Origin of the sequence: Geotalea sp. SG265 (genome assembly GCF_022808985.1) — a bacterium.
Classification (GTDB): Bacteria; Desulfobacterota; Desulfuromonadia; order Geobacterales; family Geobacteraceae; genus Geotalea.
In genome coordinates this window covers 1-18965 of the sequence record NZ_JAKZFT010000022.1, presented here as the reverse complement: position 1 = coordinate 18965, position 18965 = coordinate 1, and the positions used below count along the sequence as shown (strand labels likewise).

Sequence of the window (18965 nt, the reverse complement as noted above, 5' to 3'; positions counted from 1 at the left end):
TTTTTTACCGCAGAGAAAGAACAAAACCTCCCATGTCCTTTGCGGTGAAACGGTTAAATAAGGTGCTTCTCCTGCAAAAGGGGCATGGGGTTGACCATCATGCTTTCCAGCCCCAGGCGCGGCGTGGGAATACCCAGCGCCAGTCCGACCATCTGGGTTATGTAGAAGACCGGCATGCCGTACCTGGTCTGATACCCTTCCTCGATCTCCTGCTGACGTATGTCCAGATTGCCGTGGCACAAGGGACAGGCGACCATGATGCAGTCCGCTCCCGCCGCCCTGGCCGAGGCAAGGATAGCATTTGAGAGCTGGAGAACGACGCCGGGACGGGAAAGGGTGAAGTTGGCGCCGCAGCATTCGAGGCGGTGCGACCACTGGACCGGTTCGGCTCCGAGGGCGGATAGGACATCCTCCATGATCCTCGGGTCTTCGCAGTCGTCCAGCTCCGGGACGCCGGGGGGGCGGGTGAGGAGGCAGCCGTAGTAGCAGGCGACCCTGAGGCCGGTGAGCGGCCGGGTGACTGCTTCTTCCAGCTTGTTCAGCCCCAGATCCCTGGCCAGGATCTCCAGCAGGTGCTTGACTTTCTTGCCAACGGGAGCCGGTGCGGCAATGGCCTTTTCCACCTGCTTGCGCTGGATATCGTTGTGTTCCAGGTGGTGCTGGGTGGTCTTTAAGCGGGAAAAGCAGGCAGCACAGGCCACCGCCAGATCCCCCTCCACCTCTTCTGCCATGGATAGGTTCTTGGCACAGAGGGACAGGGAGAGCAGCTCGTCCACGTTGTGGGCCGGAGTGGCGCCGCAGCAGAACCAGTCCGGCACCTCCGCCAGGCCGATTCTGAGCGCCTTGCAGACACTGCGGGTGGAAATATCGTACTCTTTGGCCGAGGCATGGAGGGAGCAGCCAGGATAGTAGGCGTAAGTCAGTTTATGCTTTGAACCCATTGGTTATTCTCCGAGACCAAACGTTTCGAATCTCTGTTCACTTCACTCTTTTTAGGGAGCTTCCCCTTTTTTCCGCATCTCTTCAATGCGGGTAAAAATATTTTCGATCTCGGTGATGTTCCGGTTCTTGGAGTGGAACATCTTCAGCTTGCCCCGGCTGAGGAGCTTGGGGCCGAGGAGCAGATCTTTCATGAACTGTCCGCTCTTGACGTTGAAGACGGCCCCCAGGCGCAATTCGTATTGGCGGCCGTAGGTGCGGATGTTGTCGATGAAGAGCCGGTTGGCCAGCTGCACGAAACTTTCCTTGGAGGGGCCGTTGGCGTCCCAGGAGAGTTTCCGCAAGGCATCCATGATTGCTGCCAGGTTGACCTTGTTGGGACAGCGGGTGGCGCAGGTCTCGCAGGAGGCACAGTACCAGATGGATCGACCTGCCAGGATCCGTTCCCACTGGCCGAGCTGGAGAAGACGCACGACACGGTTGGGGGGATGCTCCATAAAGCTCGCCATGGGACAGCCGGCCGAGCACTTGCCGCATTGGAAACAACGGCGCACCGAGGTGCCGGAAAGGGCCTCGACTTTATTGACGAAACCGATATTGATGGTTTCGTTGGACAGGAGCATCTTTTTGCGTTTCACCGCGCAACCTCTTTCTGTGGCTGGTTTACTATGGATCATAACCCTTTGGTCGGGTATCGCTTCAAATCACTTTTTACCAGAAGCTATTTTAGCTTTAGTAAAAATATTGATGGACAAACGATGTAAATACAGGCGGTTATATTGTAAAATTTAATTTCGATAAAATTTAAATAGCACAGGGTAAATATATTGTCAACACTATTGATGCTTTCATGGTGAAAAATAAAACATCGTATGGCTATGGTGCCGCTTGCACGCCTGTAGTATAGCTTAGTATAGTTGACGGGACGGCCATATGGCAACCGTCTCGGCAGCTGCCCGAAACTCATTTTGACAGCGAAGAAAAAAAAGAATAAAAATAAAAGGCTTCGACTCCATTTCCTTCCGAGGTCCCTATCGGCGAGCTTTCCAGATTATACGGATACGTGACGGCCTGCCGCGGCGCCTATTGCACCGGTTTTCTCTGGCTTCTGGGCACCAATACCTTTGCCTTGCTCATTCCCTGGCTGCTGAAACTGGCCATCGACAGCCTTGAGATGCCGGGCATCTCTGGGCACGGCCCTGCCTGGTATGCTGCACTGATCATGGTTGCGGCACTGCTCCAGGGGGTGATCCGCATCTTTTCCAGGACCACGCTCCTCAATGCCGGCCGTCGCATCGAATACATGATCCGTGAGGACCTCTATGCCAAGCTCCTGGAACTGGACCTACCTTTTTTCTCCCGTGAACGCACCGGCGACATCATGTCCCGCCTTGCCAACGATCTGACCAACGTGCGCATGCTGCTGGGCTTCGGCATGCTCAACGTTATCAATACCGCCATCGTCTACCTGGCTGCCCTTTCGCTCATGGGGCACATCAGTGTCCAGCTGACCCTCTTCGCCATTATTCCCTTTCCCCTGACCATTTTCGTCGTCAAGCGCATGAGTGCCACCATGTTTCGGCGCTCACAGATCGTCCAGGAGGAGCTGTCCCGGCTGACGAGCAAGGTGGAGGAAAATGTCTCCGCCGCTACCGTCATCAAGTCCTACTGCCGGGAATATGCGGAGACTGCCGCCTTTGCCTCCATCAGCAGCAGCTACCTGGAGAGCAACATGGCCATGGCCCGGGTCAGGGGGGCGATGATTCCGATCATGGCTGCCAGCGGCGCCATGGGGACGCTGATCGTTCTCTTTGTCGGCGGCAGCAGGGTCATTGCCGGCGAGCTGACCTTGGGAGACTTTGTCGCCTTCAACGGCTATCTGGCCATGCTCGTCTGGCCGACACTGATGCTTGCCTGGATTCTCAACCTGATGCAGCGTGGTGCCGCGTCCATGTCACGGCTCAACCAGGTCCTGGAGGCAAAAGCGAGCGTCAGGGAGCCGTCACAGCCGGAGGAGACGAATATTGGCGGCACCATCGAGATCCGCGACCTTTCCTTTGCCTATGGCAGTTCCCCGATCCTTTCCCAGATCAGTCTCACCATTACCAAGGGGATGCGGTTGGGGATCGTCGGCCCCATCGGCAGCGGAAAATCATCGTTGGTGCGGCTGATCCCGCGCCTCTATCCCGTGGCTGACGGCCACATCTTCCTGGACGGCGTCGACATCAACCGGATTTCCCTCGGCACGCTGCGCCACGCCATCGGCTTCGTTCCCCAGGAGAGTTTTCTCTTCTCCCGGACCATTGGAGACAACATCGCCTACGGCATGGCGGGGGCAACCGGGGAGGACATCAGAAACAGCGCCCGCATGTCGGGCATCGCCCCTGACATCGAGCGTTTTGCCGACGGTTACGACACGCTGGTGGGAGAACGGGGAGTGACCCTCTCCGGCGGACAGAAGCAGCGTGCCGCCATTGCCCGGGCGCTCCTGAAGAATCCCTCCATCCTCATTCTGGACGACCCCCTGTCGGCGGTGGATGCCCGCACCGAAGAGGATATTCTCGCCAATCTTGCCGCCTATTATGGCGAGCGGACCGTCATCATCGTCTCCCACCGTCTTTCGGCCTTGCGGGACTGCACGATGATCGTCGTTATGGATGAGGGAAGGATCGTCGAACAGGGGAGCCATGAAGAGCTCCTGGTATTGCAGGGGAGGTATGCGGCAATACATCGGGAGCAGCAGCTGCGCAGGGAAATCGAGGGATACTGATGCATTTCGGCGGCTTGTATGAAGATGAAATTGTGGGCAAGGCCTATGACCGGCAGCTGATGGGGCGCTTCATCCGTTACCTCTCCCCCTATCGGCGGCTGGTGGCGGTTTCACTTGTGGTGCTGCCTCTGGTGGCGGTCTGCAAGCTGGCCCAGCCATGGCTTTTGAAAGTGGCCATCGACAACCACATCGTTGCCGGCAAAATGGCGGGTCTTCCGGTCATTGCCGCCTCATATCTGGGTTTGATCCTTGCCGAAGCGCTCTTTACCTTTATCCAGGTCTACCTGCTCCAGTACCTGGGGCAACGGGTCATGGTCGATCTGCGCATGGAGTTGTTTTCCCATGTCCAGCGGCTTTCAACTCGCTTCTTCGACCGGACTCCCACCGGGAGCCTGGTTACCCGCCTGACCAGCGACGTGGAGGCATTGGGGGAGATGTTTGCCGCCGGCATCATCACCATCGTCGGCGATATTCTCGTTCTGGCCGGCATCATCGGCATCATGCTCTGGATGAACCTGCGCCTGTCTCTGGTTACTTTTTCCGTTCTGCCGGTGCTCTTCTGGGTCGCCTTCGCCTTTCGTACCCGCATGCGCGCTGCCTTTCGGCAGGTGCGGGCGCGGCTGGCCAACCTCAACACCTTCCTCGCCGAAAGCCTCGGCGGCATGGCAGTGGTGCAGCTCTTCAACCGCCAAAACCACGAACGGGAAGAATTCCGCCGTCTGAACCGGGAGTACCGGGACGCCAATCTGCCGGTGATTACCTGGGACGCCGCGCTCTATGCAGGCGTGGAGGCCATCTCCGCCGTGGCGGTCGGTCTGCTCATATGGTATGGTGGGGGGGAAATCGCCCGGGGGACTCTGACCTTCGGTGCCCTGGTCGCCTTCATTCAGTACATAGAGAAATTCTTCTCCCCCATCCGGGACCTGTCGGCCAAATACTCGGTTATGCAGGGGGCAATGGCGGCCCTGGAGCGAATCTTTCAGCTGCTGGACACGGAAAAGGCCGCACAAGAAGGAGCAGGCATACCTGATCCTCAACCCTCTCCTGCAGGTGGGTGGTGCGGGGCAACGAAAGGGGATGGCACCTTCATCGACTTCAGGCATATCTGGTTTGCCTACCAGGGGGACGACTATGTCCTCAAGGATTTCAACCTGCAGCTCAGACGGGGGGAGAAGCTTGCCCTAGTCGGTGAGACCGGTGGCGGCAAGACGACAGTGACACGCCTTTTGCCGAGGCTCTACGAAGTCAATCGCGGCTGCATCCTGATCGATGGGGTCGATATCCGCACCATGCCGCTCGATCTCCTGCGGAGCCGGATCGGTATCGTCCTCCAGGACCCTTATCTCTTTACCGGCACCATCGCCTACAACATCACCCTTGGGGACTCAGCCGCCGCAGCACGCATGGAACGGGCAGCGGCAGTGGTCGGTGCCAACCGCTTCATTCAACGTCTGGCGAATGGATATGATGAAGAGGTGCGGGAGCGGGGGGTGAATTTTTCCGCGGGGGAGCGCCAGCTCATCTCATTTGCCCGGGCAGTGGCCTTCGACCCAGAGATTCTCATCCTCGACGAGGCGACCGCCAGCGTCGACAGCGAGGCCGAGCGACTCATCGAGTCGGGGCTGAAGGGGCTCCTTTCCGGCCGGACCTCGCTGGTAGTTGCCCACCGCCTGTCCACCATCAAGGATGCTGACCGCATCGCCGTCATCCACCGAGGTGAAAAGATGGAGGAGGGAAGCCACCAGGAACTGATGACGGCCCGGGGGCTCTACTACCGGCTCTATCAGCTGCAGTTCAGGGATTGACGATCGTCATCCGTGATGCAATATATTGATTTGGTATTGAGTGCTCAGAAGGATTTTCACCAAAGGATCTGACTCATGAAACACCTCATTCTCGGCACGGCAGGTCACATCGACCACGGCAAGACCTCGCTGGTCAAGGCTCTGACCGGCATTGACACCGACCGGCTCAAGGAAGAGAAGGCGCGGGGCATTACCATCGAGCTGGGCTTTGCCCATCTGGAATTGCCGGAAGGGATCCAGTTCGGCATAGTCGATGTGCCCGGGCATGAAAAATTCGTCCGGGCCATGGTGGCCGGGGTTGGGGGCATGGACTTGGTAATGCTGGTTATCGCCGCCGACGAGGGGATCATGCCACAGACCAGGGAACATCTGGAGATCTGCCAGCTTCTGGGAGTGAAGAGGGGGCTGGTGGCCCTGACCAAGGCCGATATGGTCGATGATGAGTGGCTTGGGCTGGTAACGGAGGAGGTGCGGGATTATCTTACCGGCAGTTTTCTCGAAGAGGCTCCCATTGTTCCGGTATCGTCACGGACCGGAACGGGCCTGGAGACGCTGAAGGAGGAATTGGCGCGCCTGGCCCTGGAGGTGGAGGAGAAGCGGCATGACGGCCCCTTCCGCCTGCCGGTGGATCGGGTTTTCACCGTGACCGGTTTCGGCACGGTGGTAACCGGAACCCTCCTTTCGGGGGAGATCCGGGTGGGGGATGAGGTGGAGCTGTTGCCGGCAGGGCGCGAATGCCGCGTTCGCGGCATCCAGGCCCATGGCGCGAAGACCGACTTGGGGCTTGCCGGGCAGCGCCTGGCGGTGAACCTGCAGGGGGTGGATCACGACCAGGTCGTACGCGGCGATGTTGTCGTGCCGAAGGGATTGTACCGCCCGGCCCGGGTTGTGGATGTCCGCCTGGACTACCTTGCTTCGGCACCGCGGGACCTGAAACACCGCGCAACCCTGCGCCTTCATTCGGCCACTTACGAGGTGCCGGCCCAGGTCATTCTCCTGGACCGGGACACCCTGAAGCCGGGGGAAAGCGCCTGCGCACAGCTGCGGCTTGCCGGCCCAGTCCTGCTTCTGCCCGGAGACCCCTTCGTGCTGCGAACCTATTCGCCCCAGGCGACCCTTGGCGGCGGAATCATCCTCGATCCCGATCCACCGCGCCGCCGTCGCCGGTCGGAAGAGGCGATCGGACTCCTGCAGGCCATCGAAACGGGCAGCGAGGTGGACAAGGTGGGAAAGATGGTGGCCTCAGGCCTTTTGTCGGGACTTTCCCTCAACGATCTGGTCAATCGCACCGGCATGTCGGCGAAACGGATCGATGCGGCCCTGGCACCCCTGCTGACCGCCGGAGAGGTGCTGCAGGTGGTACGCGAACCGAGGATTTTTCTAGGCAGAATGGCCTTCGAGGAGCTGAAGGCGCGGTTGATGGAAGAACTGCAGCATTATCTCCGTGACAACCCCATGAAAGACGGCATTGGTAAGGAGGAACTAAAGTCCCGCATTCCCCGGCGCAGCGATCTCCGGTTTTTCGGGCCGGTGCTGGCCGCACTGGAAAAGGAAGGGAAGGCAGTCTCGGAGCGGGATATTGTCCGGCTGCCTGGGCGTAAAGGGGTGGCGAACACCGATCAGGCGGGGCTGCGGGTGAAGATTGCCGAGGCCCTGGAGAAGGGGGGGATGGAGCCGCCGACGCTCAAGGAGTTATGCGATGCCTGCCGCTGCCAGGAAAAACAGGTGCTCGATCATCTGAACCTGCTGGTGCGGGATGGGATGGCGGTGAAGGTCAAAAGTGACGTCTTTTATGCCCCCGAGCCGATTGCGACTATCCGCGAGAAGCTGACCACATATCTGAAGGATAAGGGGGAGATCATCCCCCAGGAGTTCAGGGAACTTACCGGCCTTTCACGGAAATTCATGATCCCCCTGCTGGAGTTTTTCGACCAGGAGAAATTGACCATCCGCGTTGGCGATAAGCGGGTGCTGCGCAAGGGGTAACTCAAGCTGTCGAAACATTTAATGGAATATAATAAAACGACGTTCTTTTCGCCCGTTTTTTCCTTGCGGCGCCCCCATGCTTCATCTAATATCCGATGAGTTAACCATCACTGCTTCAAGGGAAATCAGAATGGCTAAAAATCTCAGATTCGGCTCCAGTTTCATTCGTTTTGCGCTGATTTGCGGTTTTATCGTCTCCTTGGCCGGCATTTACCTGACTGTGACTATGGGACACGCGGATTCGACCTATCTCGTCCTCGCCGGTGCTGCCTTTTCCGTAAACGCCCTGGTCGCGCTGACCGTACTGCTGATGCTGGCGGCCCGGAAGATGGTCAAGAGGGTGCGTGTCATTGCCGATGCCATGAACCGCGGGGCAGGGGGGGACCTGACTGCCAGGGTTTCGGTCGATTCGGGGGACGAACTGGGGACTCTCGGCAGCAGCTTGAACGTAATGCTGCAGAATCTTTCGGGGATGACCGAACGCGTGAAGATCACCATCCAGGAACTGGGCAGGATGGCGGTGGACATCAAGGAGGTCTCCCGGCGCGGGGTGACCGTAGCCGAAGTCCAGTCCCAGGGAGTCAAGGGAACGACAGTTGCTGTTCAGGAGATCAATCAATCCATAAATGAGGTCGCCCTGGGTGTGGAAAGCCTTTCCCGGTCTTCAGCGGAAAATGCCTCTTCCATTTTGGAGATGTCGGCAAGCATCGAAGAGGTGGCAAAGCATGTGGAGGCCCTTTTTCAGGCAGTGGAAGAGGTGAGCAGTTCCATTATTGAAATGGCATCGGCTGAGAAAGAGATCGGCCGCAGCGTCAACAGCCTCATGTCCGATTCCACGGCCGCGGCCGGCCTCGTTGCGGACATGGGAACCTCCATCAAGCAGGTGGAACGTAATGCTCTGAACACTGCGGCGATTTCCGAGGAGGTGCGTAATGATGCCGAATCGGGGCGTGCAGCGGTGGAAGCGACCATTTCAGGCATCGAGGAGATCCGCCGCGCCTCCCGGACCTCCTTCGAGTCCATAGAGAATCTGTCTTTGCGGGCCGGCAACATCGGTAAAATAACCCTGGTCATCGACGAAATTGCCGAGCAGACCAACCTCCTGGCGCTCAATGCGTCGATAATTGCGGCCCAGGCGGGGGAACATGGCAAGGGATTCGCCGTCGTTGCCGGAGAAATAAAGGATCTCGCCCAGCGTACCGGCAATTCCACCAGGGAGATTACCGACATCATCAAAGGGGTGCAGGAAGAAACGCAGCGGGCCGTCAAGGCATTCAACCTGGCAGAGCAGCGCATTGTCGAAGGGGAGAAGCTGTCCCACCGCTCGGGGGAAATGCTGAAGAAGATCGTTAACGGTGCCCAGATGGCCACCGAACAGGTGAATGAGATTGCACGGACTACGGTGGAGCAGTCCCAGGGGAGCCAGGAAATAAGCAAGGCCATGGATCGGGTTGCCGACATGGTCAAGCAGATTGCCAAGGCCACCAGGGAACAGGGGAGAGGGAGCGAACTGATCATGTCTGCCGCCGAACGGATGAAATCCCTGACCGGGCAGGTAAAATCCTCTTCCCAGGAGCAGAGCAGCTCAAGCAGCCTGATCGTCCGCTCCACGGAGAATATCTCCAGCATGATCGAGAATATCAAGAAGTCCTGCGGTGCCCAGGCGGAAAGCAGTCAACGGATCGTCGAAGCCATCGAGGATATAGCTGCATCGACTAAAACCACCGTGGATGCCACCAGAGTCATGGATGGCGTTGCTGCAGGTCTTTCCCAGCAGATAGATGTCCTAAGCAAGGAAATGTCCATCTTCAAGATCGAATCCGAAAAAAATATATAATAAAATCAATTTCATTGACAAAGACGAAGTTGGTGCTATAAATAGGTTCTTCAAGTAATTATATCAGATGGTTATAGATTGCTCAAAGATATCCTGGCGATATCGACGTAGGACTTTTCCGTAAATTGCGGCTCAAACTGGTAACGGAGGTTTTAATGTACGAGCATCATGTGTTGGTGGTAGAAGATAATCCTGATGATGAATTGCTAACCTTGAGGGCGCTGAAGAAGTGCAATATTCGGAACGTGGTGGTGACACGCGATGGAGCCGAAGCCCTTGATTATTTGTTTTCTGCTGTGGAGGCCGATTTCCTTTCGGTCAAAGTCAAGCCAAGTTTCATTCTGCTTGATTTGAAGCTGCCCAAAATAGACGGCCTGCAATGCCTGCTGGCGATCAGGGCTGATGAGCGGACTAAGGACATTCCGGTTATTATCGTCACTTCATCAAAGGATGAAAGGGATGTGAATCGTTGCAGGACCCTCAGGGTCAAAGGCTACCTGAACAAGCCCCTGGACGCCAAGGAACTGGCCGAAAAGCTGCAGGAGCTGGGTTTCGACATCCATCTGTCCAGCACTGTTTCCGGGCCCACTCCACGACCGTCATCGCTGATCTGAGGATGTCACATCGGCACAGTCCCTGGTGCTTCCCTGAATCTTTTCCACCGCATGGGGCACTGCCGGCCAGACCGCCTCTATATTCTCCACCGCCCCCTTCGGGCTCCCCGGCAGGTTGATAATCAGACTTCGGCCACGGATACCGGCTACAGCCCTTGAGATCATGGCGTGATGGGTTTTTTCCAGGCTTCTGGCCCGCATGACTTCGCCAAAGCCTGGTATAACCCTGTCCAAAACAGCCATGGTCGCTTCAGGGGTCACATCCCGCGGCGAGACCCCCGTTCCGCCTGTGGTCAGAATAAGGTCCGCTTCACCGTCATCCGCCCATTCCTTCAATGTGGCCACGATCTGGTCATGCTCATCCGCAACGATGGCGCTTTTAATTACCACGATTCCGCGTGCCGCCAGCCAGTTTTGCAATGCAGGGCCACTGCCGTCCTGACGTTCCCCGCGGGCGCCCTTGTCACTCAAAGTTAAAACTGCTGCCTTCATGTGTTCCTCCCAAACCGGTTTCCCGGTTTTTGTTCTACCATATCATGCACCGGCAGCAGGCCTCAAGCATCTTTGCCGTTGCCGGTTCGCGCAGTGCCGATACACTCCCCAGTAACGGTAAGTGTGGTACTATTAATACAGGGTGACTGCCGTCCCCTGGAGAGGTTGCAATCTATCGATGAACTTGATAACCATCAGTGAAGCTTTGGCAGAACAGCTTGACCGCCTGGAATTTTCCAGTCCGATTGCCCATGTCTACAATCCGCTACGCTATGCCTGGCGGCCGCACCGGGAATACCTGAGCCGCTATGGTGCAAGCGGCAAGAAAGTGGTGCTGTTGGGGATGAATCCGGGACCGTGGGGTATGACCCAGACTGGCGTTCCCTTTGGAGAAGTGACGGTCGTGCGGGACTGGTTGCAGATCGTCGATCCAGTGGATCGGCCCCATGGCGAACACCCGAAAAAGCCGGTCCTGGGACTGGAGTGTCGCCGCAGCGAAGTGAGCGGCAAGCGCCTTTGGGGGCTGATCCGTGATCGGTTCCATACCCCGGAGCGGTTTTTCCGGCATTACTTTGTTCTGAACTACTGCCCGCTGCTCTTTCTCGACGGGTGTGGAGCTAATCTGACCCCGGACAAACTGCCACCTGGGGAACGGCGCGCTGTGTCCGGTGCCTGTGATCAGGCCCTGCGCCGGATGATCGAATACCTGCAGCCGGAGTATGTGATCGGCGTCGGTAACTTTGCCGCAGCGCAGGCGGAATCAGCCTTGCAGGGCCTGCCGGTGACCATTGCCAGGATTCTCCATCCGAGTCCATCCAGTCCGGCAGCCAACAGGGGCTGGAGCGAAGCTGCCCTGCGGCAGCTGGCAGAGGCGGGGGTCCCTTTTCAGCCGTAGCCCGATTGGACGTCGGTTCTTTAGGGGCTCCTTCAAAGCGATGAGAAACCCTAGAGGTGACCATGCTCATGGAACTTCATTGTCATACCAGGGAGCACTCCCCCTGCAGCAGGGTAGCAGCCGGGGCGCTGGCGGCTGCCATCCGCAACCGTGGTGCCGATGGGCTGGTGATTACCGACCATCACTATCTTTGGCCGGCAGAAGAGCTTGCGGAATTACGGAGGGAGAGCCGCTTGCCCGATGATTTTCTGCTCCTTTCGGGGCAGGAGGTGCTTACCGCCGATTTCGGCGATGTCCTCGTCTATGGCGCCGACAGGTCCATCTCCCCCGGCATGACCTCTTCCGACCTGAGAAGGAGCTATCCCGAGGCAGCGCTGGTCTGGGCACACCCCTATCGGTACGGCCATCTGCCGACCGCGGTTGAGCTCATGAACACCGATTTCAACGCCATTGAAATCGTCAACCCCCACCACAGCGAAGAAGAAAACCGCCGTGCCGTCGCCGACTGGAAAAGGTGGGGCTATCGTGCCACCAGCGGTTCCGATATCCACCGGCTCGACTTCGCCGATTTCCATCCGGTGTGGTTCGATTGCCCGATTAAAGACATGAACGACCTGGTGAGCTGCATGAAGGATGGGCAGTTTTCACCGAGGATAGGCCGTTACACCCTCCAGCCCTAAATCCACCAGGCAAAAAAAGACCAGAGTCCGTTAGCGAAAGACTCTGGCCCCAGGTTGATTCCCAGTCGGTAGTTCATGAATCGACGGGGTTGCCGCGGGTTTCGGCATCGAAGATGGTCAGCAGATTTTCAGGCGTATAGCTGCAGACATCCTCTTTCCCCTTGTGGGCCCACCTGATCCGGTCGCCGCCGGCCTCGTGCACCAGATTGACCCGGCTGCCTACGGCCTTCTTCACCATCGACCACATGTCATCCATGGTCAGCAGATCGATGCCGCCGATGTTGTCGGCGTTGACTCCCTCCGTCTCGAAACGCTCGATCAGGTCGTAGTCGAGGAAATCCTCCTCCTTACGCCAATACCTGACGAACCGGTCATTTTCGGTCCGCCGCTCCTTCATTGTTTTCACAGCTTCCCGTCCTGTCATGGCACACCTCCTTTGCCCATTATCGCACCTCGGGCTATTGAGCTCCCACTGCTTTAATTATACTCCTGTCACGGGCAGCGGGTATCCATTTATTATGCATAGGGATCATGATCGGGTAGGGAATAAGGTGCATGGGGAGCTGTGCTGGGGGGATAATAGCGGAAGGAAAAATTTTTCCATTTTCATTGAATTCATTAAACTTATGTTGTAGCCTGACCTGAACCGCCGGTTCAGGGGCGAGGCAGCCTCCCCCTGAACCATCGACAGGTAGTGTCCAGCCCGGAGAGCTAGTTGCAGCAGCTGCTGCCGGCGGCGCAGCAATTATTAACTTCCGGCTGAACACAACAGCCTTCGGCTGCTATGGCGTAGGTGGCCGCTCCAAGAGCAAGGAGTGTGGCGGCGACTGCAAGCAGGGTACGGATATTTTTTTTCATGGTGTTTCACCTCCGGTTTTTTTGCCGTCATTGCGGCGTTGTCTTTTCTCTTAGCATCACCCGTGCCGAAGGCGGAAAGAGTCATAACATGCTGTATTGATGATGTATTTATCTGCCCTGCGTTCTTCCTGCCCTTTGGCGACGAGGAATATCGTGCAGTATGTGGAGAATATTCATCAGCCTCTGGCTCAAGAATTTTCGTGGAACAAAAGAAGTCATAACCAAGGCAGGAGGGACCAATGACTCTGTGGGAGAAGGCAAGAGCGGAATTTATCGACATCATCGAATGGACCGACGACTCAAACGACACCATGGTCTGGCGATTCCCCCGTTACGAGAATGAGATTAAGCAGGGGGCGCAACTGGTGGTCCGGCAGGCCCAGGCGGCCGTTTTTGTGGACCGGGGGCAGATTGCCGATGTCTTCGGTCTGGGACAATACCGGTTGGAAACCAAAAATCTGCCGGTTCTTTCCACCCTCATGGGTTGGAAATATGGTTTCAGCAGCCCTTTCAAGGCCGAGGTCTATTTTGTCAACACCAGGAACTTCACCAACCTCAAATGGGGAACCAAGAATCCGGTCATGCTCCGCGACCCGGAATTCGGCCCCGTGCGGCTGCGTGCCTACGGCACCTACGTGGTCCGGGTCAGCGACCCCGCCCGCTTCATCAAGGAAATAGTCGGCACCGGCGCCCACTTCACCCTCGACGGCGTCACCGATCAGCTCAGAAACCTCATCGTTACCCGCTTTACCGACATGCTCGGCGAAGAGCGCATACCGGTGTTGGATCTGGCAGGGCGCTACGACGAACTCTCCCTGGCCCTCACGAAAAAGATCTCCCCCGAGTTCCTCGAATTCGGCCTGGAGGCGACAAAGCTCCTGGTTGAGAATATCGCCCTGCCCGTCGAGGTGGAGCAGGCCCTGGACAAGAAGAGCAGCATGGGCATCATCGGCAACCTGGATGACTATACCCGCTTCCAGACCGCCAATGCCATGGAAGCTGCCGCCCAGAACCCCGGCGGCGACGCCTCGGCAGGCATCGGCATGGGGATGGGTTTTGCCATGGCCAACCAGATGGGGCAGGCCCTCGCGCCCAAACAGGCAGCTGGACCGAACACCCCGCCCCCTCTGCCCGGGGAAGAACCCTGCAAATACTACGTGGGGAAAAACGGCAAGCAGGCGGGTCCCTTCGACCGGGATGCCATCCTTGCCTACATCAAGAAGGGCTCCATCACCCGGGAAACCCTCATGTGGAAGGAAGGGCTGGAGAAATGGCAGGCGGCAGAACTTTTCCCCGAATTTACCGAGACCATCAAGGCAACGCCGCCGCCACTGTTCGAATAGAAGGAGAGACCGCCAGATGGCCAACTGTTCCAACTGTTCCGCTCCGCTGCCGCCAGGCTCCATCACCTGCGACTACTGCGGCAGCCGTAACGATGTGGATCTCAAGGGGATCAACTACTACACCACCAACGAACCGGAATCGGAGCGCATCTGCCCCCGCTGCAACAAGCCGCTCAGGACCATCGACCTGAAAGTGGGTGGGACATTCCTCGTGGAGCGCTGTGAGCAGTGCCTCGGGCTCTTTTTCGATCCGGGGGAACTGGAAGCGCTGCTCCAGGCTACGGTCACCAATGTCTTCACCATCGACCGGGCCAGGCTCGATGCCCTGAGCGCCGCCAGGCGTGCCGATGAATACGGCATCACCTATGTCAAGTGTCCGGTCTGCGCCACAATGATGAACCGGGTTAATTTCGGGGCCAAGAGCGGGGTCGTGATCGACCGCTGCCGCGAACACGGCATTTGGCTCGATGGGGGTGAACTACGCCAGCTGGCGGAATGGATGAAGGCGGGGGGAAAGCTCCTGGACCAGGAACGCCAGGAAGAGCAAAAAAAGAAGGAAGCGGAGGAGGAACGGCAGCGGCGCAAGGAGGAGATAAATAGCGCCGCCACAACGGGCTCCTATCCCGACTACACCAATTACGGGACCTACACGCTTGAGGACGACCTTTTCGAACTGCTGAAGAAAGCGGTCATCTTCTTTACCAGGTAGGACAAATGACAACCGATGAAGCAAGGCATATAACACCGGGGCGTTACCGGCACTACAAGGGCAACGATTACGAAGTGATCGGCATCGCCAGGGACAGCGAAACCGAGGAACCCTTCGTGGTCTACCGCTGTCTCTACGGTGATTATTCCCTCTGGATTCGCCCCATCTCCCGGTTTGCTGATAGCGTCACCGTTGACGGCAAAGAGGTGCCGCGCTTTCGGCGCTGCGAAGATCAATAACAGGAATCTAGGAGGTTTTCAGAACGATGAAACGCTGCCTGCCACCCGCCACCTTTGTCATTGTTTTCGCCATCCATATCGTCTATCTGCTCAAAATAAAAGAACCGGGTTGCGGCCCGGCCCCCAGCCTTTCGGGTTACCTCGCTAACGGCGATATCTTTCTCGGCTTTGCCTATGCCTTCGGCGCCGCTTTTTCTGTCTGGTCATTCCAGCGCTTCTGGGCCTGTCGTTCCGCATCATCGGCAGCAGGGGCGGCTGGTGGCACCGTATTGACCGCCGGTCTGGCCGCGGCAGGTTGTTTTCTCACCGGCTGCTGCGGCTCTCCAATGCTGGCGGTCTACGCCGGCATCTTCGGTGCCGGTACACTGGCAATCCCCAAATGGCTCATCGCCCTCCTGACCGTAGTCCTTTGCGGCGCCTCCATGTGGTGGCAGAAACGGCAAGGCAGCAAAACATGCTCATGCTGCCAGGAAGGCTAAGCAATGTTCGAGAACCAGTATAACGAGGAAATGGAAGCGGAAGTAAAACGCCTGGAAGGCAAACAGCGCGCCCGTGCAGCAGGTCATCCAGAATGGGACAATGCCTGCGCCGGTTGCGGGTGCCGGTTGGATATCGGGGTGGAGCGGTGTGGGGAGTGTGCGTGGTAATTTCGGGTTACTATTGTTACTGGTATAGGAACCTGCGACCTTGCCTATATATAGGCAATAAATTAATGAATACTATATGCGAAAACATACAAACAACTAATTATGGACGTAAATAAAGGAAAACAAAAATGGCATTGACGAGTAACGAAACTGCATGGGCGACAATGACTGTTGCATTACTGATTTCAATGGCATGGGCTGCGTTAATGACCTGGATTGCTATTAGAGCCCAACACACCAAGAGTATTCCAGAAGTCCAAGAGGCAATCAAAAAAATCTTTGTGCGCCTTTTACTCTGGGTTAGCAACGGTTGTGCTGCATTCGTTCTTGTTTCTGAACTCCAATCAACTGAACCAATTAATCGAAGAGATATTTTTCTAATTGTATGGTCGGTGTCCATGTTTCTCCTCTCTCTGATCCTCAAACTCGCAAAGGCACTTTTGAACACAACAGAACTGCAAGGGAAATTTGCCGAGTTGCAAGGCCGAATGATTGAACACGATAGCCAAATAGTCGATTTTCTGAAAGCCAAGACAGGCAAGGAGCATAACCAGGAAGATGCACCGGGCCAATAAAACCGCCCGGTGATCTCCCGGCCCGTTGTCCAGGAGATTAACAGGGGCGAAAATAGGAGGACGAAATGTCTAGCGAAGAGGCAAAACGGCGTGAAATTATTGTCTTGGGTATAGCGTGCTCTATCCCATGTAGTTAAAATCGGGAAGACTACTTGGCACGCTACGGGGATTACGAAGGGAAACATATAGAAGCAACAAGCTACAGTTCGGAGCACGACGCCTGTTTTGATATGGAAAGATAAGGCTTGTTATGAAGGGACTTCATAACAGAGATATTACCCAATGGAATTCGCATGAAAACCTTCACGTACAATATTAAGCCGAGAACCAACGAGGAGACACCAGAGCAATATTATCGGCGAATAAAGGCATATTTGCCGAACATTCCCCATGAGGTTGTGAGTCAATGGCTATATGATCACTTTTCTTGCATCAAACAAAGATATTCATGGCTGGACCTGGGATCTCTTCGTTTCACATCTGAGAGATGGAAAACAGAAGACATTTTGAGCAAAGTAACGGCCTGGAATGAGATAGCAGTTGAGAACTGGAAAAAAGCATTTCTAACGAGTCAAGGCTTCCAAAGTAGTCGGCTTGGCAGCTACATGATCTCGGAAGGGACATGGCCAGTGCCGCCTATCATTTTTAATAATACCATAGATATCAGAATGCCAGACGGATCACCGATTGCCGAGTGGGAGCTTATTGAAGGCCATCATCGCCTTGCGTACCTCAGGGCAATCGATATTTCTGACGATTGGGAAGTGTGCGCTGAGCATCCACTTTGGATTCTAACGATTAGGTAGAGGCCCAACTAAGCGCGGCAGATTTCTCCGCTTCGCTTCGCGGCTGCACTCTCCCACGTTGAACCATTGAAAGGTAAGAAGCCATGAAAGCCCCTTGGAAAGGTTTTGTGTTCTTGGATGTCAATGATGATCTACTGCAAGAAGATCATGACCTAGGCCACGGCCTGAAACTAAGAAAGGCAACCCTGGATGAGATAGAAGATCGGCAACTTGAATCTTTCTTTCGGATGTGGTCTGAGAGGCGTGGGACATCCGTCTTTCTGAATCAGCGGATGCCATTACGTTATGCTGACAATGGAGCGAGATCAGGAAGTGTATTGCAAAATCCAAAAGAGTGGCGGCATGCGGTTATAGAGTGTACAGACATCAACATTTCTTTCTGGCATGTTAATCTTGCCTTTTCAGTATCTTGTGCAGATTTGAGGATGGGAGTTATTTATTTTAAGAACAATTGTTACACGACCACATTTGTTGAATTCCCAATGCTACACGTTAGGAACCCATTGGGAGCTATGTTCGTTGATCACAAATTGCCATCAATTAATGATCTACCAGAAATCAGACAAAATATTTCTTATGTGATTAATAACATGTATAACAATTTCCCCTCAGAAATCACTAAGATCCTAGGCCTATTTGCATCATTGGACAATTTGCCAGACTCATCGCAACTTAAAGTACTTGGTTACTTTGCTGTTATTGAGGGGCTTCTATCGCACGCTCCTCAAAACTCAGATAGGATGGATTCAATACAAAAACAGCTGATAAGAAACATAAATCTATTAAACAATCGGTTAAAGCTGATTGGCAGAGAGATTAGTTTTGGCGTTTTTGGTGAAACAAAAATGGATAAAGTATTGAACAAATTCTACGGTTACAGAAGCGCAATTGCTCATGGCAGCGACACCCAAAGTTCATTAAATGATATCAACAACATAAGGCTTGGTTCTACAACGACAGATCATCTGTGGGTTCATGACTGGCTAAGAGAAATGACGAAAAAGTTGTTGGTGGAAGCCATAATTGAACCGAGATTAGTAACTGATTTGAAATGAGAATGGGTTCAACAAGCGCCAAGACCGGCCTGATAGCCGGTCAGACTTGTGACGTTGAGAATCTGATTAACAAAAAATACATCATGCGGAAAGCACTCTTTTTAATAATTCTCTTACTGACATCATCCTGCGGCACGATAGCAGCTCGAGTATCAAAGGAAAATATGCCACCAGTCACTATCTATCCTGCGACGGCAGCTGATGGATTTGGATTTTATCTGTTGTGCTGCACCGATTTCATTCATATGGAAGGTAAGCAGCCTTTGGGAACAACTATTGCGTTACGCACCATCTTCCCCGCGCTGATGTTACTAGATGCCCCCATATCTTTGGCCACTGATACTGCCCTTTTGCCATACGATATTTACCGTTGGAATACAAAGGCAAAAGCATTGCCTGACCGCGGAGATGCACCTGGCGAAAAGTAAGCCAGGCTCCTATGCAGTTGCGCGAATCACTTTTATTTGCATGTACAACAAGGAGGCAATATGAGTGTGAGGGCAAAATTTGATAACGTAAAATATTTTTCGCTTTTATAAAAAGCAACACGGCAGTGCCTGATTCCGGTTAGAATTGCGTCGCCAAACGAGATAACGTAAAATATTTTTCGCTTTTATAAAAAGCAACACGGCAGTGCCTGATTCCGGTTAGAATTGCGTCGCCAAACGAAAATTCGACCCGAAAGGAGTACACTGCCGTGGAAGAACAGAATACA

21 protein-coding genes are annotated in these 18965 nt (G+C 55.3%); 16 read left to right on the top strand and 5 right to left on the bottom strand.

Annotated features, from left to right (window positions below):
• Positions 1-53 precede the first annotated feature (53 nt).
• Positions 54-941 carry a CoB--CoM heterodisulfide reductase iron-sulfur subunit B family protein gene (locus tag ML541_RS17670; RefSeq protein WP_243374996.1) on the bottom strand — a complete coding sequence of 296 codons (888 nt, stop codon included), beginning with the start codon at positions 939-941 and terminating at the stop codon, positions 54-56.
• 51 nt (positions 942-992) lie between these two features.
• Positions 993-1577, bottom strand: coding sequence for a 4Fe-4S dicluster domain-containing protein (locus tag ML541_RS17665; RefSeq protein WP_243374994.1), 585 nt, complete (start codon positions 1575-1577; stop codon positions 993-995).
• 425 nt (positions 1578-2002) lie between these two features.
• Between ML541_RS17665 and ML541_RS17660 the strand changes: the two genes are divergently transcribed.
• From ML541_RS17660 to ML541_RS17640, 5 genes are all read left to right on the top strand, one after another.
• Positions 2003-3709, top strand: a complete 1707-nt coding sequence (locus ML541_RS17660; protein WP_243374992.1) for an ABC transporter ATP-binding protein — start codon at positions 2003-2005, stop codon at positions 3707-3709.
• Positions 3709-5514, top strand: coding sequence for an ABC transporter ATP-binding protein (locus tag ML541_RS17655; protein WP_243374990.1), 1806 nt, complete (start codon positions 3709-3711; stop codon positions 5512-5514). The genes ML541_RS17660 and ML541_RS17655 overlap by 1 nt, the downstream gene beginning before the upstream one ends.
• Positions 5515-5589: 75 nt before the next feature.
• Entirely contained in the window at positions 5590-7500 is a 1911-nt protein-coding gene (gene selB / locus ML541_RS17650) for a selenocysteine-specific translation elongation factor (protein ID WP_243374988.1), read from the top strand.
• A 130-nt stretch (positions 7501-7630) separates the two neighbouring features.
• Positions 7631-9337, top strand: coding sequence for a HAMP domain-containing methyl-accepting chemotaxis protein (locus tag ML541_RS17645; protein ID WP_243374986.1), 1707 nt, complete (start codon positions 7631-7633; stop codon positions 9335-9337).
• Between the two features lie 155 nt (positions 9338-9492).
• Positions 9493-9951: a response regulator gene (locus tag ML541_RS17640; protein ID WP_243374984.1), complete on the top strand. Its 459-nt coding sequence runs from the start codon at positions 9493-9495 to the stop codon at positions 9949-9951.
• On the opposite strand, the gene ML541_RS17635 is transcribed toward ML541_RS17640, so the two are convergent.
• Positions 9937-10443 carry a MogA/MoaB family molybdenum cofactor biosynthesis protein gene (locus ML541_RS17635; RefSeq protein ID WP_243374982.1) on the bottom strand — a complete coding sequence of 169 codons (507 nt, stop codon included), beginning with the start codon at positions 10441-10443 and terminating at the stop codon, positions 9937-9939. The genes ML541_RS17640 and ML541_RS17635 overlap by 15 nt on opposite strands.
• Before the next feature lie 178 nt (positions 10444-10621).
• On the opposite strand from ML541_RS17635, the gene ML541_RS17630 reads away from it, so the two are divergent.
• Together ML541_RS17630 and ML541_RS17625 are read left to right on the top strand one after the other, a co-directional pair.
• Positions 10622-11338 (top strand): uracil-DNA glycosylase family protein, encoded by a 717-nt coding sequence (locus ML541_RS17630; protein WP_243374974.1) that lies wholly within the window; start codon positions 10622-10624, stop codon positions 11336-11338.
• 62 nt (positions 11339-11400) lie between these two features.
• Complete coding sequence (locus ML541_RS17625; protein ID WP_243374967.1) at positions 11401-12018, top strand: PHP domain-containing protein; 618 nt, start codon at positions 11401-11403, stop codon at positions 12016-12018.
• A gap of 73 nt (positions 12019-12091) precedes the next feature.
• Here ML541_RS17625 and ML541_RS17620 read toward each other — a convergent pair whose 3' ends face one another.
• Positions 12092-12442, bottom strand: coding sequence for a hypothetical protein (locus tag ML541_RS17620; protein WP_243374964.1), 351 nt, complete (start codon positions 12440-12442; stop codon positions 12092-12094).
• A 287-nt stretch (positions 12443-12729) separates the two neighbouring features.
• Positions 12730-12876, bottom strand: a complete 147-nt coding sequence (locus ML541_RS17615) for a hypothetical protein (RefSeq protein ID WP_243374962.1) — start codon at positions 12874-12876, stop codon at positions 12730-12732.
• A gap of 239 nt (positions 12877-13115) precedes the next feature.
• On the opposite strand from ML541_RS17615, the gene ML541_RS17610 reads away from it, so the two are divergent.
• The 9 genes from ML541_RS17610 to ML541_RS17570 all read left to right on the top strand — a co-directional run bounded on the left by ML541_RS17610 (position 13116) and on the right by ML541_RS17570 (position 18678).
• Positions 13116-14219, top strand: coding sequence for an SPFH domain-containing protein (locus tag ML541_RS17610; protein ID WP_243374960.1), 1104 nt, complete (start codon positions 13116-13118; stop codon positions 14217-14219).
• Positions 14220-14235: 16 nt separating this feature from the next.
• Positions 14236-14928, top strand: a complete 693-nt coding sequence (locus ML541_RS17605) for a zf-TFIIB domain-containing protein (RefSeq protein WP_243374958.1) — start codon at positions 14236-14238, stop codon at positions 14926-14928.
• A gap of 5 nt (positions 14929-14933) precedes the next feature.
• Positions 14934-15167: a DUF1653 domain-containing protein gene (locus tag ML541_RS17600; protein WP_243374956.1), complete on the top strand. Its 234-nt coding sequence runs from the start codon at positions 14934-14936 to the stop codon at positions 15165-15167.
• A 26-nt stretch (positions 15168-15193) separates the two neighbouring features.
• Positions 15194-15646, top strand: a complete 453-nt coding sequence (locus ML541_RS17595) for a hypothetical protein (RefSeq protein ID WP_243374954.1) — start codon at positions 15194-15196, stop codon at positions 15644-15646.
• 3 nt (positions 15647-15649) lie between these two features.
• Complete coding sequence (locus ML541_RS17590) at positions 15650-15814, top strand: hypothetical protein (protein WP_243374952.1); 165 nt, start codon at positions 15650-15652, stop codon at positions 15812-15814.
• 128 nt (positions 15815-15942) lie between these two features.
• The gene (locus tag ML541_RS17585) at positions 15943-16389 is read left to right on the top strand and encodes a hypothetical protein (protein ID WP_243374950.1); all 447 of its coding nucleotides are present in this window, start codon (positions 15943-15945) and stop codon (positions 16387-16389) included.
• Positions 16390-16682: 293 nt separating this feature from the next.
• Positions 16683-17195 (top strand): hypothetical protein, encoded by a 513-nt coding sequence (locus ML541_RS17580; protein WP_243374947.1) that lies wholly within the window; start codon positions 16683-16685, stop codon positions 17193-17195.
• An 83-nt stretch (positions 17196-17278) separates the two neighbouring features.
• The gene (locus ML541_RS17575; RefSeq protein ID WP_243374945.1) at positions 17279-18250 is read left to right on the top strand and encodes a hypothetical protein; all 972 of its coding nucleotides are present in this window, start codon (positions 17279-17281) and stop codon (positions 18248-18250) included.
• A gap of 2 nt (positions 18251-18252) precedes the next feature.
• Complete coding sequence (locus tag ML541_RS17570; RefSeq protein WP_243374944.1) at positions 18253-18678, top strand: YceK/YidQ family lipoprotein; 426 nt, start codon at positions 18253-18255, stop codon at positions 18676-18678.
• The last annotated feature ends 287 nt before the right edge of the window (positions 18679-18965 follow it).